Origin of the sequence: Thomasclavelia spiroformis DSM 1552, assembly GCF_025149465.1 — a bacterium.
In the GTDB taxonomy this organism is placed as follows: Bacteria; Bacillota_I; Bacilli_A; order Erysipelotrichales; family Coprobacillaceae; genus Thomasclavelia; species Thomasclavelia spiroformis.
Genome location: NZ_CP102275.1, coordinates 232,507 through 249,081, shown reverse-complemented (window position 1 = coordinate 249,081; position 16,575 = coordinate 232,507). Strand labels below are relative to the sequence as shown.

Here is a 16,575-nt window from a genome sequence, read left to right as displayed (position 1 = left end):
TATTTTTTCAAGTAAATTTTAAATTTTATTCCACAAAATAACAATTTATTAATTAAACACTCTTATTTTAATTCCAATGATAAAATACGTTCCAAATGTAAAGCTAAATAACCTATCTCTGTTTCTGGAATTTCTTTATCTAATACTTTTGATAGCTGTTGGCACATATTTGTTGCTTGTTCATATGCAAACGGAAATTTAGTTTTTGTAAAATCACTAATATCCATTTGTAATTTTTCTTTAGTATCTAATCTTAATAATAAATATTTGAGATGATTCATTAAACGTGTATAAGAAATTGAATTTTCATCAATAGTAATTCTTAAATCTTTTCTTAACTGATCAATATTTTCACGAATAACTTCCATTACTTGAATTGATTCAGTTGTTTTACTTGTACTTATTGCTGAATGAACATGTAATGTAATGTATCCAACCTCATTATCAGGAATTTTATACTGAGTATATTTTTCAATGATTTCTCGCCCTTTTAAAGCTATCTTATATTCTTCTGGGAAAAGTAATTCTATATCTTTAGTAAAAGGATTATTTATTTCCATTTTATTTTCTAACCTTGAAATTGCAAATTCGATATGATCAACCAATGGTAATAATATTTTTTCGTCAACATGATCAAATTGTATTTTAGCTAAACGAATAATTTCTGACGCTATTTCGATAAAGATAGGATTAATACTAACGATATCTTTTTCTATATTTCTTTTTCCATTTCCTTTTTCTACCAATGCATATTCTTGACATTGCTCATCTGGTTGAAATAACTCTCCAACCTTCTTTTTAAATCCTATTCCTTTACCTAAAAAAATAACTTCCTGATTATCTTTTAAAGCTAAAAGCGTGTTGTTATTCAATACTTTTACAATCTCATACATTGTCAACGTTCCTCCTTTTTAATAAATCCAATTAATTCACCTTGCTCTTTATACCCATATAATTTCACAAATTCCGTATCTTTTGATGCATTTATAACAATAATCATAATTTCTTCACTTACAGCATTAGCTTTAATATAGTCAAGATCAACTTTCCATAATATATCTCCAGGCATAACATCCTGATTATTTTCAACAAAAAGTTCAAATCCTTTTCCATTTAAAGCAACTGTATTAATACCAAAATGAATCAATAATTCTAAGTTATTTTCAAGTGTAATCCCAATAGCATGTTTAGTTGGAAAAATCATTGTTATTTTACCCTTACATGGAGATCTAATAATATTATCCTCTGGTAATATTATTAGTCCATCACCCAATAACTTTTTAGCCACCATCTCATCTTTGGAATCACTTAATTCTTTAACCACGCCATTAACAATACTATTAAGTTCATAAATATTATTATCAACTATACTACTTTCAATATCATCATCTCGATTATTTTCTAAATATTCCTCTAATTTAGCCTTAATAATCGAAGCACGTGGTCCATATATAACTTGAATAACTTCCCCACTACAAACAACACCAGCAGCACCAGATTGTTTCAATAACCCCTCATCAATCTTATTCATATCTAAAATTGTTGCACGTAATCTCGTTACACAACAATCAAGTTCTTTAAAATTACTACGTCCTCCTAATCCTTTGATTACATAAACTGATTGTAAATCAACTGTATTATTTTCATCTTTAGACTTTTCTGAATTTTTAAAAACTGTAATCTCTTGATAACCGTCTCGTCCAAGCGTTTTAAGATTATATTTTATAATTAAATACTTGAATATTATATAATACAATAAAAAATAAACAATACCTACAGGGATGATCATCATCCAATTAGTCTTACTTTGTCCTTGTAGAACACCAAACATAATAAAGTCAATTAAACCACCAGAAAATGTTAACCCAACTGTAATATTTAAAATATGTGCAACCATATATGCACTACCTGCTAATAAAACCTGAACTCCAAATAAAATTGGTGCAACAAATATAAAAGAAAATTCAATTGGTTCTGTGATACCAGTAAACATACTAGTTAAGGCTGCTGATAACAATAAACCTCCGCATGCTTTTTTATTTTTAGAATCAGCACATTGATACATAGCCAAAGCTGCTCCTGGTAACCCGAAAATCATAAAAATAAATTCTCCAGTAAAATACCTTGTTGCTTCAACACTATAATGGACTAGATTAGGATCAGTCATTTGTGCAAAAAATATATTTTGTGCTCCTTGTACTATCGTCCCATCCACAACCATAGTACCACCAACTGCAGTTTGCCAAAATGGTAAATAAAATAAATGATGAAGCCCAAAAGGAACTAAACAACGTTTAATAATTCCAAAGATAAATGTGCCAATATATCCTGTTCCCGTAATAAAATGACCTAATGAATATATACTATTTTGGATAATTGGCCAAATATAGAACATTATTATGCCAACTATAATAAATACTAATGTAGAAATAATTGGTACAAACCGTGTTCCTCCAAAAAAAGAAAAAACATCAGGAAATTCAATTTTATAATAACGATTATGTAAAAAAGAGACTCCTAAGCCTACTAAAATTCCTCCAAAGGCGCCCATTTCTAAAGTTTGAATACCACACATTGAAGTTATTGTACCTTGAATAACATCACTAGATACAGTTCCATCAGATAATAACTGTCCATCAATCATCAACATTGAATTTATTGTTGTATGCATAACAAAAAAGGCAATGACTGCTGATAACACTGCGACTCCTTTTTCTTTTTTTGCCATTCCCAAAGAAACACCAGCAGCAAAAATTAATGGCAAATCATCAAATATTGCACTTGCAACATTTTTTAAAATAAGCATAAAAGAATAAATCAATGTCCCCTCTCCCAAAACTGATTCAAGCTGATATGCTTCAATCATTGACTGATTAGTCAATGCCATTGCAATTCCTTGCAACAATCCCGCAATTGGCAATATTGCAATAGGTAACATAAAGCTTTTGCCAATACGCTGCATTGTACTTAATATTCTATTTTTCATTTTTCCCTCCATATCATAAAATTAAATCCCAAATTTAAATATAATTTTACGATACAGTATATATCGTAATACTGCTTTTATATAATTTAAAAATATCCCGTTATTACTATATTATACTAAATAATTAAAAAAATAAATTTTTATTTAAAAAAAATTAATCTTTTTATAAAAAAAAAATAAAAATATCCCATATTTACAACAAAAGGATATTTTCAATATAAGTATTAATATTATTTTTTCTTCGTCTTGATTCTAAACAGTCTCTTCAGTCCTCGGCCTACTACCTGAAAGAAACTCAGTGACTTTACCAGCCGGTTCGATTCTATATATTTGTTTACTGCTCTCAATGTCGCCTTGTTGTCTCTTGTTGAAAATGTAAACCTTCCGTTTTGCTTCGTCACTATCGCAAAGCGCGGTATCCATTTCCCTTTAAAGTTTACTGATGCCATCACATAGTCTATCTCTTCCCATGGTATCTGGATATAGTCCTTGAGATTCTTTTCATTATAGAATTCAAATGCCTTGTCCCCTATCATCACCTTCCCATAGTTCGCCATCCCCAGATATGATGTCGCCGCTACTGTATAGTCTACTTTTGTATTCATTGACTGTACCATCTGTATTCTCCTATTTCTCTGTATAAAAAGCTCGGTTTCCCCGAGCTTTTCTTTTACATGATTCCTATTAAATGTGCTCCAATACCTACTATGAATAATGCGATGATTATTATGATTGGTGACACTTTTTTCTTTAATAGCCAGCAGCATAGTAATGTTAATAATAATGCTGCAAGCCCTGGAATTAACTGATCCAAGTTTTGTTGTAATGTTGTTACTTTTACTTCATCCAATGCTGAAGCTCCCAATTGACTGTATGTTGTCAATGCTGACTTGATCCCTTCTGCTCCTGATGGCAGATTTGACCAGTCAATGAATGCTCCTGCTGATTGTGTTACTTCTGATACTGTTGGTGTAAATGAAATACTTACCCAGCGTTGTACCAGTGATCCGATTATGAACATCCCTAATAGTGATGCCCCTTGTGTGATCTTTCCTAATAGCCCTCCTGATAAGTCTTTCGCTATTGATGTTCCTACTTTGTATCCGAATTCTTGTGTATACCAGATGAATGCCATTCTGATTATGTTCCATGCAAAGAAGAATAGTAATGGCCCCACGATATTTCCGCTTAATGCAAGTGATGCTCCTAAGGCACCTAATATCGGTCTTAATGTAAACCAGAATACTGGATCCCCTACTCCGGCTAATGGCCCCATCATTCCGACCTTAACCCCTTGGATTGCCTGGTCGTTGATTTCTGCTCCATTTGCTCTTTCTTCTTCCAACGCTAATGTTACACCCATTACTGGTGCTGATACATATGGATGTGTATTATAGAATTCCATATGTCTCTTTAATGCTTCTATTTGATCCTCTTTATTTGGATATAGTCTTTTGATGGCTGGTATTATTGAATAACACCATCCTCCGTTTTGCATACGTTCATAGTTCCATGAACCTTGAAGGAACTGATGACGCCATGCAACAGACATACGATCTTTTTTTGTTAACTTATATTTTTCTGCCATGTTTATTTTTCTCCCTTCAAGATTAATAATCGTTTAAGATATCTCCTAATGGGTCTCCAGAACCTCCGGCTCCGTTTCCTCCATTAGATCCGCCATTTTCTTTTAATCCTAAATAGATTAATGCTAATGCGATTCCAATTGCCCCTAGTGCAATTAATGTTAATTCTCCAATTGCTGCTAGTACGAACCCTAGTGCAAAGAATGGCCATGTTTCTTTTGTTGACATCATGTTGATTACCATTGCGTAACCTACTGCTGCTACCATTCCCCCACCGATTGTCATACCGTCTGCTAACCATGATGGCATTTGATTCAATGCCCCTGTTACTGCTGATGCTGGTACGAAGCAAAGTGCAGCTGCTGGGATTGCGATTCTGACACCTTGTAATAAGATCGCTAAGATTTGCCACATTTCCATTGATCTCATGTTTCCTTTTTCTGCTGCTGCATCCATGAAGTGTACCATTGGAATTGCAATTGTACGGCAGATCATTGTTAAGAATAATCCAGCTACTGAAAGTGGAATTGCTACTGCAATTGATGTTGAAATAGCAGTTTGCACATCAGTGCTTCCTCCTTCTAATCCTAACACCATGATGATTGCTGATGCTACTGATGCAAGTGCAGCATCAGGTGCAATTGCAGCACCTACGTTTGCCCATCCAAGTGCAATCATCTGTAGCGAACCTCCTAGAATGATTCCTTCTGTTGCATGTCCGCTTACGATACCTATTAAGGTACATGCCACTAGTGGTTGATGGAACTGGAATTCATCTAATACCCCTTCCATACCTGCTAGCAGGGCAACTATAATAATTAATATTACTGTTATGATTGACATTATAATTTCCTCCTAAGCATTTCCTAATTCGGCTTTTGCCTTTTTAAGAAGATTATCGATATTTTCTTTTGAATCACTTGGTACCTTGCGGATATCAAATTTGATTCCTTTCGATTTTATTTTCTCGATTGTTTTTACATCATCTTTATCCATTGCGATTGCTTTATTTACAACCACTTTTCCAATTGAATGCGCCATTGATCCGATGTTTAGTTCTTTGATCTCTACTCCACCTTCGATTGCTTTCAATGCATCCTGTGGTGTTTCAAACAGCAGCATCGCTTTTGTATTTCCAAATCGTGGATCCTTAGCTACCTTGATCATTTTATCAACTGGTACTACATTAGCTTTTACTCCTGGTGGCGCTGCCTGTTCGATCATTTTCTTACGAAGATCATCTCGTGCTACTGAATCTGATACTACGATGATTCGATTTGGATTTGTTGTCTTTGTCCATGTTGTAGCTACCTGTCCATGAAGCAAACGTGTATCGATACGTGCAAGTACATATTTGATCTTTCCGTCTCCGATCACTGTTCCTTCCGGAATTGCTCCTTGAACTGCTGCTTTTGTAGCTGCTGGAGCTGCTTTTACCGGTTCCAGTTTTTCAGGTTTTACTTTTACACCTTCTCTTGCAACTTCTACGATATGTTTTGCAATTTCATGTGCAGTTTGCATTGATAGACGAGAAGCATAAGCTTCAATCAGCATTGGCAAGTTCAAACCAGTAACGATTGCCCATGTGTCTTCATGTCCGTCGATTAGTCCATTAGATTGATTGAAAGGTGTACCACCCCATAAATCAACTAAAAACAAGACCTGTTCCTGATTTTCGAATGTAGCAATTGCTTCTTCTATCTTTGCCTTTAAATCATCTGGTCCTTCGCTAGGCTGTAATGTTACAGCTTTTACATCCTGCTGTTCTCCAAAGATCATTGATCCGGATTGTAGGATTCCGTTTGCGAATTCTCCATGACTAGCAAGAATAATTCCTACCATCTTTTTCTCCTCCCTTTTAGTATGAATTTTTATTAATTTCATAAAACGATGTAACTTAATATTATTGAGAAAACTCTCAAACAATTAAAAAGACATTAACTGTACTCAAAAATATACAAAGTCTACTAGACTCAATATATAATTTTGTATAGTTAATGCCTGCTTGACCAGTTACACACTTTTTACATTTATAATTATACCATTTAATATCAATTATGTCTACTGATTATGTTGATTTTTTTATTATATCATAAAATAATGTTATTATTTAACTAAAAAAGTTAATATATTCTTCATATTATAAAAATGTAAACTTGTTATTTTTTAACAGAATTTTATAATCGAAATCTGTTAATAATGCAAATCGTGAAGTATTTAAATACAATAAGTAATTAGAACATCACATAACAGAGAATGTAATACTTAAAAATTTATTTAAATCTTTGTACTTAGCTTAGAATAAAATAACAAGTAAATAAAATGTCCCATATGGTAATTGGGAAGTTATATATCATTGGAAATAGACTTTACACAAAATAATTTACAGGCGGAGGTGCGGACAATTTCTTGGACCTTTTTATTTCAAGATCCAGTAATTGTCTGTACTCTTTCGGACTTAGATAATTTAACGATTTCTTTATTCTTTTAGTATTGTACCATACAATATACTCGTTTATAAGAAATATAAATTCTTCTATACTAATATCATTTCATTTTTCATTCTTCCAAAGAACCCTTCGCATGCTGAGTTATCTGGCGAACAGCCTTTTCTGGACATACTTCTTTGAAATCCATACCTATTCATTCTATTGATCCATTCTGGCCATCGATAATGCGCTCCACGGTCACTGTGTATGATGGGCTTTTCTCCGTTTTTCAGTGTTTTATGGTATTCATCTAACATACTGTTGACGAGTTCTGCATTTGGATTTGTACTGATTTTCCATGCAGTCACCATCCCATCAAAACAATCTATGATTGGTGAAAGATATACCTTTCCAGCCGGTATCGAAAATTCAGTAATATCTGTCAGCATTTTCTGATTAGGTTTGTCAGAATGGAAATTCCTGTTAATAAGATTTTCAGCTGCTTTCGAAATTTCTCCTATATAGGAACTGTATTTCTTGGTCTTTTTGATTTTAACTACCAAATGATTTTCTTTCATAATCCTTCTAACAATTTTTTCGGATATAATGATATTTTGTTTTTTCAGCAAGGCATAGATCCTTCGATAGCCATATCTGCTATCATTTTTATGAAATAAATGCATAATTTCATTAGTTGTCACTTCGTATTTTCCTTTTGAATAGATAATCTTATGCTGATAGCAATAACTACTTTTTGAAATATCCATCCTTTTCAAAAGCAATGACAATGAATATTTATCTCTTAGGGCATCGATGATCATTGTCTTTTCTTTGTTTTTTAAATTAAACTGATCGATGCCCTGATCTTTTTTAATATTTTAATTGTCTCTTTAAGAATATCATTTTCCATTTCTAATTCTTTGATTTTTGATACAAGTTCTTCTTGTCTAGAATCATGGCCGGACGTATCTGTAATGATTTTACCACGAGGTAAATGTTTCTTTTTACTGACCAATGAAGATGCACCTCCAACAACATATTTTCTTCTCCAAAGATAGATACTCGCTCCTGAGTAACCAGTTTCCTCTGATACTGATTTTATCTCTTCTCCTTCTTGAAAGCAACGACGAATGATTGATAATTTTAATTCTAGTGATGGATGTCTTCTGTGCTCAGGTGTATCTCAATAATCAACATGGTTCAGTTTCTTAATTTCGATATTTCTATTTTTAATCCATGTATACATATTTTATCTAGTAGGATACCTTAGTTTATTGATTACTTTAGCCATTGAACCGGTTTGATCATATACTGAAAGTGCTAGTTGTTTTTCTTATTTTGTATATGACATAAATTTTCTTCCAATACGTTATTTCTGACCCAAGAAATTATCCGCATCTCCCTCTTTTAAAAGCGATAGGTATTTTAAAAAGGAATATTGATCATAATCAATATTCCCTTTACATTTTAGAGCAATTTTCACTAAAGCACTTAATTATTAAAAGCATCCTTTACGTTAATTACATGAATCTTCTTTTTTTCTAAGAACTTTAGCTCCTACAATACTTAATAACGCAAGCCCTGCTAATGTTCCTAACATATTAACATCATCACCTGTTTTTACACTTGTAGTATCACCATTATTTACTGGTGTTTTTACTGTATTGTCTACATTTGATGGTGTACTTGGATTTGCTTGTAATCCGGCTATTGCTTTTTCTAATGTTGCTTTTGCATTGTCTACTTCTTGTGTTGCATTTGGATTTTCATATACTGCTTTTGCTGTTAATAAAGCATTTTCTACTGCAGCATATGATGCTTTTGTATAGTTTACTCCGTTTAATCCTTCTGCCTTATTGATTAATTCTTCTAATAAGCTCTTATCTGGAATTAATCTTAAGTTCAAGAATGCTGTTACTAATTCACTGTATGCATTGTTTACTTCTTCTTGCATTGCATTTAAATCTTCATATACTGCTACTGCTTCATTTAATTCTGTTTCAAATACTGTCCATGTAGCTTCTGTATATTTAGCAGCTTCTAATCCGCTAACTTTATCGATAAATGCTTTTAATGCTGTTTTATCGCCTTGTTTAAAGTCTAACATATGCATAGCGTTAGCAAGCCTATCAAATGCATTATTTACTTCTTCTTGAGTAGCACTAACATTATTATATACTGCATTAGCTTCATCTCTTGCCATTTTGAATTCATCAACTACTGCTTGTACAACATTAGCTAAATCTTCATCAGTAATTGCATTAGCTAGATCTACTGCAATTTTTAATGCTGTTTTGTCTACAACTTCTCCACTCACTTTATTTTGTTTTGCAAGCCATTGCCATGCATTTACTCCATTTTCATCATAGCATTCGTTGTTATCAAAGTATACCCATGACCAGTGTCCATCATATGTATATGGTGTTCCATCTGCATTTGTAAATCTTCCTGTTGTGTCATGTACATCTTCAAATGCTGATACATGAATATTTTTTGCTCCTGCTTCTATTAATCTTGCTACTGTTGCTTCTGTACATAATTCTGGATTTACTGTTCTATCTGTTTTTGCATATGTAAACCAGATTGGCATATCTTTGATTGATTCTATTTGTTCATCGCTTATATATTGATCTTGGAATGCTTCACAAATCGGATATGCTGCCGCAAAATAATCTGGATGTTTTAAAATCATTTCCATTGTCATATATCCACCGTTTGAACATCCTCCGATGATTATACGATTTGTATCGATATCTTCATTTGATTTTACATATGTTTCTATCAATTCAAATAGGCTTTCTGCATAGCATGATCCCTTGTCTCCATTTTGATAAGCCCCTGTACCATCATCCATCCACATTGTTGGTGATTGTGGTGCTAATACATATGCTCCTTTAAATAATTCTTGGAATTCATCTCCTGCTAATGCTGTTACTTCATTTGCAAGTAAATCGATTGTTGGATCTACTCCACCTTCTCCTGCTCCATGTAACCAGATTACTAATGCATTTTTCTGATTATCTTCTGCCGGTAAGTATTCTGCATATGAATATGTTGTTCCATCTGTTGCAGTATATGTTTTTGTTGTATCAAAACCATCTAACTGTGGACAGATTCTTTCAGCTGGGTCTGATACATTGATGTCTGCTTCAATTGCTAATGCATTAACTGTTTCTTCTCCAGCTGTCAATGTCATGCCATCTACTAATGATACATTTAATTTATATGTTTCGCACCATACATTTCTTCCGCTCATGAAATCATAGAAGAATGGTGATCCTTCACTTGGTGAAACATACATTTCAATTGTAATATAGTTTGAACTGCTTTCAACCTTATTACCATTAGCATCAGATGTATATGCATCTGTCACTGTTCTAGCTACTGGTTGATTTGTATAAGATTGTTTTTCTTCTACTACATTGAATTTTTCTTTACTGACTGAGCTACTGTCAATCGCTTTATCTAATTCGATTACTGTTTTTGTTACTGCTGGTCCCCAGTCATCACCAACAATATACGCTTTTTGTGTTCCTGATGCTGTAACTTCACTTATAGCCATTGTAGGGGTTTTACATATTCCAATGACCATGAGCATACAAATCAGGCAACTCATTAATTTTTTTAGCATCTTTATTCTCCTTTCTTTCTAATATATATATTATATAAAAATTTTCTATACTAAATAGGGCAATTTTTTTACTAAATAGCGTCATTTTCTCATCATATTTCTAAATTTTGCTGGAGTCATATGATTTTTCCGTTTAAATATTTGACAAAATGATTTAGTATTTGGAAAGCCATTTTCAAAGGCAATATCAATAATTGAATAATCAGTTTCAATCAATTCTTCTTCTGCATGTTCCAACCTTATTTGATATAGATATTTTTTCACTGTTAAATTTAAATTTTCTTTAAATAATTTAGATAGATATCCTGATGATATTTTAAATGTATCTGCAATTTGTTGTACTGTCAGCTCATTTTGATAATTATCTTCTATATATTTTGTAATTTTTACAATCTTATTTTTGCACTTATTGTCTTTCAATTTTAAGCAATCACTTTTTTCTCTAGATAATTTACTTAATAAAATAAATACAACTTTTTGAAGATAACTTTTCATTCTTATATCATTATACTTTTCCTTACTTTCATAAAATCTAATTATCTCTATTAAAGTACGCATTAATGCTTTATTAACTTTTTCATCGGGTTGTTGAAAAGAAAATATATCTATTTGTGGGCAACATTCTTTCATATAATCATAACTAATTTGTAAAGCATACCCTTTATATATTTTTTCATCCTTTATTCCATTAATAGCATGAATAATTTTTGAGTTAATAATGTATACTTTTCCAGCACTTATCTCCACATTGATTCCATTCACCCATAATTCAAATTTGCCATATAAAGGTATTAAAATTTCAATACTACTATGCCAATGTTTTTCAATTATATTTCCTTCACTTTCTTCATTAAAAAAATCATATAATTTTATAGGCAAATTGTCATTATATACAATTTTTTCATATTTATACATCTATTAATCACATCCATTTTTATTAGCTTTTATTTTAACAGTATAACATTATTTATCATATAATTAATCTTTATTTATAATCGTATTTTACCTATCTCATTAATTTTATTTTTATAAAAAAACTCATAGCAAATGAATTTCATTTCTATGAGTTTTTACAAGGAAATCTGTCTATATTTTTGAGAAAAACATTTCTGTTATCTATTTACTAATTTTCTTTTCTTTTAAGTAATACTGCTCCAGCTAAGCTTAATAATGTGATTCCTCCAAATAATCCTGTTAAGCTTTCATCTCCTGTTTTTACACTTGCTGTTGTATCTCCACTGTTTACTGGTGTTTTTACTGTACTGTCTACTGTATTGTCTACAGCTGGTGTACTTGGAGTTACTGGCGTATTATTTACTACTAATCCTTCTACTGCTTTTGTTAATACAGTTTCGGCATTTGCAACTTCTTCACTTGTTGCATTTTCATTGCTCATTACATTTTCTGCTAATACTAATGCATCACTTACATTTTTCCATGTATCAGCTGTATAATTTGCTGCTACTAATGCTTTTGTTTGATTGATTAGATCTTCTAATTTATCTTTATTTGGTACTAATCTTAAGTTCAAATATGCTTTTACTAAATTAGTATATGCATTATCTACTTCTTCTTGCATTGCATTTTCATTTGCTAATACTGTATTTCCTGTTCCTAATGCTGCTGCAAATGCTGTCCATGTAGCTGGTGTATATTCTTCTTCAACTGTATTTTCTACTTTTGTGATGAATGAACGTAATGCTGCTTTATCTCCTTTAATGAAATCTAGCATTTGGATAGCTGTTGCTAAACGATCAAATGATGCATCTACTGTTTCTTGTTCTGCAGTAGCATCTTCTAAGATTGCTTTTGCTTCTTCTAATGCTGCTTTAAGTTCATTTGCTACAGCTGGTACTACGTTTTCTAATTCTTCATCTGCTATATTGCTTGCTACATCTACTGCGATTTGCAATGCTGTTTTATTTACTGATGTTACTTCTGATTTTGTTACATCTAAGAATAATCCTAATCCTGCAGATTCAGTAAATTTACCAATTTCTACTTCTACACCATTTTCAACACCAATTTTCTTAAATTGTGTTGAATCCATAATTACATTTAATACATTACGAGTTGCTTTTTGTAAATCTCCTAATGGAAGTGTTACTCCAGTTGCTTCTGCAATTGATTTTGAAGATCCACCTGGCATAATTAAGTCATTTCCAGCATGCATAGAGTTTACTGGTGTTGATTGTCCTCCACCCCAGTCTGTCATAATCAATCCATTGAATCCCCATTCTCCTCTAGGAATATCTGTACATAAATCATAGTCATCAGCACCTGGCATAGCATTATTTAAATTATAACATGTCATAAGCGCCATTGGGTTAGCAGTTTTTACTGCAATTTCAAATCCTTTTAAATAAATTTCACGTAAAGCACGTTCTGTAATTGTGTTATTAACTGCATTACGATTATCTTCTTGATTGTTTGCTGCATAATGTTTCAATGTAACTCCAATACCTTCATGACTTTGAACACCTAATGTTGTTGAAGCTGCAGTTACTCCTGCTACTAATGGATCTTCTGAATAATATTCGAAGTTACGTCCACATAATGGATTTCTATGAATATTCATACCTGGCGCTAACCACATAGTTACACCCATTTCAAGCATTTCTTCTCCAATAGCTTCACCAAATTGTTTTGCAACGTCTTTATCCCAAGATTGTGCAATTAATGTTCCAATTGGGAAAGCTGTACAATATTGATAATAAGTTGTTCCATCTTCTTCATAACTTTGAGTAATACGAATTCCTGCTGGCCCATCTGCTAATACTGTATTTGGAATAGCTCTTGTTTCATAATATTTAGATGTAGTTTCACCTGCAGCACCTTTTACACTATTTGCTTGGGCACCGATAATTGGTTCACTACCTCCACCCCATCCAAGTCCTTCAACAATATTAGACATTTCTTCAACAGAAAGACTTGCAAGCAATTCTTCCATTGTTACAGTTCCTTGATATACATCTAATAATGTTGGATTTTCTTTTGTTTTTTCTACATATTGAATAGTTTCTTCATATGGTTCAATCAACTGACTTGGAGTTGTATTGTTTCCACTTGGAGCTTTTGTATAACGTGGATTAGCTTCTTGATCCACTACTGTATAATCACTGCCTTCATAAACATATGAGATTACACTTTCATCATCATATTCTGAAGCATTATTTACTGTTTCAATTGCATTTGCATCAAGTTCAAATCTTTCAGCTTTTGCAATTTCTTCAGCTTCTCCTTCATATGTATATGGTGTAGCACCTTCATTTGATAAAGTGTCTATTTCTTCATCTTGTACCATTTGATTACTTAATTGTTCTGTTACTTTATTTGAATCTAAGTTAATTACTGCTTCTACACTTGTATTTCTTGAACTATTTCCAACTCTAACTAAATAATCTCCATCTTCCATTACATATGCTGCTAAATCTTCTGAATAAGCAGACATTTCAGTAGTTGCATATGATAATGTCAATGTTTGTGACTCACCAGGTGCCAATGTATCTGTTTTTCCATATGTTGCTAATTCTTGATATGGTTTTTCAAGAGCCCCATCCGGTGCAGAGAAGTATACTTCTACTACTTCTTTTCCAGAATATTGTTTTCCTACATTTGTTACTTTAACATCGACTGTTACATTTTCTTCATCTACAGTTACATCTTTAACATCAATATTAAAATCTGTATATGATAAACCATAACCGAATTCATATGCAGGTGTTACATTAAATGTATCAAAATAACGATATCCTACGTAAATATCATCTGTATAATCTTCTTGTGTAGTATTTACATCATTTTTACCAAAAGTTTCTGATGATGAATAATCTTCATAATTTACTGCCCATGTATCTGTAAGTTTTCCTGATGGTGTAACTTCACCATTTAGTACTTTTACAACAGCGTCACCACCGCGCATACCAGCTTGTGACATAAGTAATAAACTATCTAATCCTTCAATTTCATGGAAGAATTTAGTATCAATAATTCCTCCAACATTCAATACAACAATTACATTATCGAAGTTAGCTACCACTTTTTTCAAGTTTTCTTCTTCATTACTCCATAATTGATAATCACCTTCTGCATCTAATCGATCCGCAAATTCCCCCGAATTACGCGCAATTACATAAACTGCAGTAGTTGTTCCATCTTGTTTGGCTTCTTCAATTTGAGCATCACTAATAAGTGTATCTTCTACTTTTGGTGATCCCAATAGACCTCCAGATGAGCCACCTGTTTCTTCATCATAATATGCTTCAAATTCATTTAACTAATTTTCAGATGTAACATTATATCCGGCATTTTTAAATCCATCCCATACACTTGTTACACTACGTTGATTAACATCACCTGATCCAGTACCACCTTTTACTGTTTTTACTGCACCTCCACCAAACAATGCAACATTTCCACTTGATGCCATCGGAAGAACATTGTTGTTATTTTCTAATAAAACCATTCCTTGTGTCGCAAGGTTCATTGAAAGTTCAGCATTTTTTTCTTCACGTGCTGAAATACTACCATCAGTTGTTTTAGCAAATGCTGGAACCATACTTGTCATCGCAAGTGCAGCTGACATAGAAGTTGCAAGCACTCGCTTATATGTTTTTTTCATGCTTTCTCTCCTTTCACGATTAAGTTGCAAATAATTTCTAGCTAATGTTTAATAGAAAGCGCGCATTTCTATTAAAAAAGGCATTAACAATACTAATCCTACAAAGTCATAAACTTTCTAAGGTTGAGTATAGTTAATGCCTACATTACTAGTTACACACTATTTAACAACTTATTTAACTGTCTAAATTATAAAAAATATTTACTAAAATGTAAATAGTATACGGTTAAATTTTTAATTTAACTAAATTTTATCCATTTATAACTACTGAATTTGCAAACTAAAATTTAAACAAGGTATTGTGTTTAATTACTTATTATAACTTTATGAATCAAGTAATACATGATATTATTTTTACGAAAAACATCTATATCATTTATTGATATTTAAAAAAGTTTATATGCGAAAGGAATAAAATAAGAAACAATGAGAGAACGTATAGTTGTGCGTAAGCATGAAAGAATTAATTATTCAAAAAATACATTTTATACTTTACTTCACACCCATCACGATAAAGACAATTATATCGATTATCATTGTCATAATAGCATCGAGATTACCTATGTTGTGAAAGGATTAAAAGTACAATGTATGGAAGATGAAAAAATTATTGCTCCAACTGGGACACTTTTATTAGTCAATTCAGGAGTAATTCACGATATAGATGTTAAAAATGGATTAGAAGGAATTGTTTTATTGATTGATCGAGATTATATAGATAGTATTTGTCCTAAATGTAAAGATCATGGTTTTAGTCTAAAAACAAATTTAGACGCTAGTAAAGAAATTATTGATTATTTATTTAAATTAGTTACTGCTCATGAAAAAAACAACTTATTGGATGCACATATTATTGTTTTAAAAATTATTAAAATCTTAGCTGAGAAATTAATTGTTGATGGATTTTATATTAAAGAAAAACATGATGATGAAAGTTATGAATTAGTTATTTCTATCATAAAATACATTAATCAACATTATCAGCAAAAAATAACATTAGATAAACTAGCACTTATTACTAATTATAATAAATCATACTTATCAAATATTTTCAAAAAGAAAACCGGTATTACAATTTTTGAATATTTACGTAATGTTCGTTTAGAACATTGCTTATCAGATTTAAAATATAAAAATAATACCATTGTTGAAATTGCACTAAATAACGGATTTGCAAATATTCAAATATTTAATCGTATTTTTAAAGAAATATATAAAATTACCCCAAAACAATATCGAAAAAAACAATATATAAAGATTAATGAAGATTAAAATAAATATATAACAATAAATGAATATTCTCCTATGCTAAAGTAAACACG

Annotated in this window: 10 protein-coding genes and 3 pseudogenes; 1 reads left to right on the top strand and 12 read right to left on the bottom strand. The window is 31.7% G+C overall.

Annotated features, from left to right (window positions below; all coding sequences use genetic code 11):
• Positions 1-62: 62 nt before the first annotated feature.
• The 12 genes and pseudogenes from NQ543_RS01015 to NQ543_RS00960 all read right to left on the bottom strand — a co-directional run.
• Positions 63-893 (bottom strand): PRD domain-containing protein, encoded by an 831-nt coding sequence (locus NQ543_RS01015; RefSeq protein WP_004610664.1) that lies wholly within the window; start codon positions 891-893, stop codon positions 63-65.
• Between the two features lie 2 nt (positions 894-895).
• On the bottom strand, positions 896-2,986 hold the full coding sequence (locus tag NQ543_RS01010) for a PTS sugar transporter subunit IIABC (RefSeq protein ID WP_039904741.1): 2,091 nt from the start codon (positions 2,984-2,986) through the stop codon (positions 896-898).
• A gap of 230 nt (positions 2,987-3,216) precedes the next feature.
• Positions 3,217-3,603 (bottom strand): DUF956 family protein, encoded by a 387-nt coding sequence (locus NQ543_RS01005; protein ID WP_004610666.1) that lies wholly within the window; start codon positions 3,601-3,603, stop codon positions 3,217-3,219.
• Positions 3,604-3,656: 53 nt separating this feature from the next.
• On the bottom strand, positions 3,657-4,574 hold the full coding sequence (locus NQ543_RS01000) for a PTS system mannose/fructose/sorbose family transporter subunit IID (protein ID WP_004609502.1): 918 nt from the start codon (positions 4,572-4,574) through the stop codon (positions 3,657-3,659).
• Between the two features lie 22 nt (positions 4,575-4,596).
• Positions 4,597-5,415, bottom strand: coding sequence for a PTS mannose/fructose/sorbose transporter subunit IIC (locus NQ543_RS00995; RefSeq protein WP_004609501.1), 819 nt, complete (start codon positions 5,413-5,415; stop codon positions 4,597-4,599).
• 12 nt (positions 5,416-5,427) lie between these two features.
• Positions 5,428-6,414: a mannose/fructose/sorbose PTS transporter subunit IIB gene (locus NQ543_RS00990; protein ID WP_004609500.1), complete on the bottom strand. Its 987-nt coding sequence runs from the start codon at positions 6,412-6,414 to the stop codon at positions 5,428-5,430.
• Between the two features lie 527 nt (positions 6,415-6,941).
• A pseudogene (locus tag NQ543_RS00985) lies at positions 6,942-7,822 on the bottom strand (IS3 family transposase).
• Positions 7,823-7,839: 17 nt separating this feature from the next.
• Positions 7,840-8,145 (bottom strand): annotated as a pseudogene (locus NQ543_RS00980) (transposase); the annotation flags it as partial.
• Between the two features lie 372 nt (positions 8,146-8,517).
• Positions 8,518-10,632: a prolyl oligopeptidase family serine peptidase gene (locus tag NQ543_RS00975; RefSeq protein WP_083784304.1), complete on the bottom strand. Its 2,115-nt coding sequence runs from the start codon at positions 10,630-10,632 to the stop codon at positions 8,518-8,520.
• An 81-nt stretch (positions 10,633-10,713) separates the two neighbouring features.
• Positions 10,714-11,547, bottom strand: coding sequence for an AraC family transcriptional regulator (locus NQ543_RS00970; RefSeq protein WP_004610672.1), 834 nt, complete (start codon positions 11,545-11,547; stop codon positions 10,714-10,716).
• 208 nt (positions 11,548-11,755) lie between these two features.
• Entirely contained in the window at positions 11,756-12,364 is a 609-nt protein-coding gene (locus tag NQ543_RS00965) for an LPXTG cell wall anchor domain-containing protein (protein WP_259935718.1), read from the bottom strand.
• A gap of 6 nt (positions 12,365-12,370) precedes the next feature.
• Positions 12,371-15,097, bottom strand: a pseudogene (locus NQ543_RS00960) (glycoside hydrolase family 3 protein); the annotation flags it as partial.
• 582 nt (positions 15,098-15,679) lie between these two features.
• Here NQ543_RS00960 and NQ543_RS00955 point away from each other — a divergent pair.
• Positions 15,680-16,525 (top strand): AraC family transcriptional regulator, encoded by an 846-nt coding sequence (locus NQ543_RS00955; RefSeq protein ID WP_004610675.1) that lies wholly within the window; start codon positions 15,680-15,682, stop codon positions 16,523-16,525.
• The last annotated feature ends 50 nt before the right edge of the window (positions 16,526-16,575 follow it).

Coding starts and splice junctions, on each gene's coding strand:
- NQ543_RS01015 (WP_004610664.1), bottom strand. CDS start 893: ATGTATGAGATTGTAAAAGTATTGAATAACAACACGCTTTTAGCTTTA.
- NQ543_RS01010 (WP_039904741.1), bottom strand. CDS start 2,986: ATGAAAAATAGAATATTAAGTACAATGCAGCGTATTGGCAAAAGCTTT.
- NQ543_RS01005 (WP_004610666.1), bottom strand. CDS start 3,603: ATGGTACAGTCAATGAATACAAAAGTAGACTATACAGTAGCGGCGACA.
- NQ543_RS01000 (WP_004609502.1), bottom strand. CDS start 4,574: ATGGCAGAAAAATATAAGTTAACAAAAAAAGATCGTATGTCTGTTGCA.
- NQ543_RS00995 (WP_004609501.1), bottom strand. CDS start 5,415: ATGTCAATCATAACAGTAATATTAATTATTATAGTTGCCCTGCTAGCA.
- NQ543_RS00990 (WP_004609500.1), bottom strand. CDS start 6,414: ATGGTAGGAATTATTCTTGCTAGTCATGGAGAATTCGCAAACGGAATC.
- NQ543_RS00975 (WP_083784304.1), bottom strand. CDS start 10,632: ATGCTAAAAAAATTAATGAGTTGCCTGATTTGTATGCTCATGGTCATT.
- NQ543_RS00970 (WP_004610672.1), bottom strand. CDS start 11,547: ATGTATAAATATGAAAAAATTGTATATAATGACAATTTGCCTATAAAA.
- NQ543_RS00965 (WP_259935718.1), bottom strand. CDS start 12,364: ATGCTAGATTTCATTAAAGGAGATAAAGCAGCATTACGTTCATTCATC.
- NQ543_RS00955 (WP_004610675.1), top strand. CDS start 15,680: ATGAGAGAACGTATAGTTGTGCGTAAGCATGAAAGAATTAATTATTCA.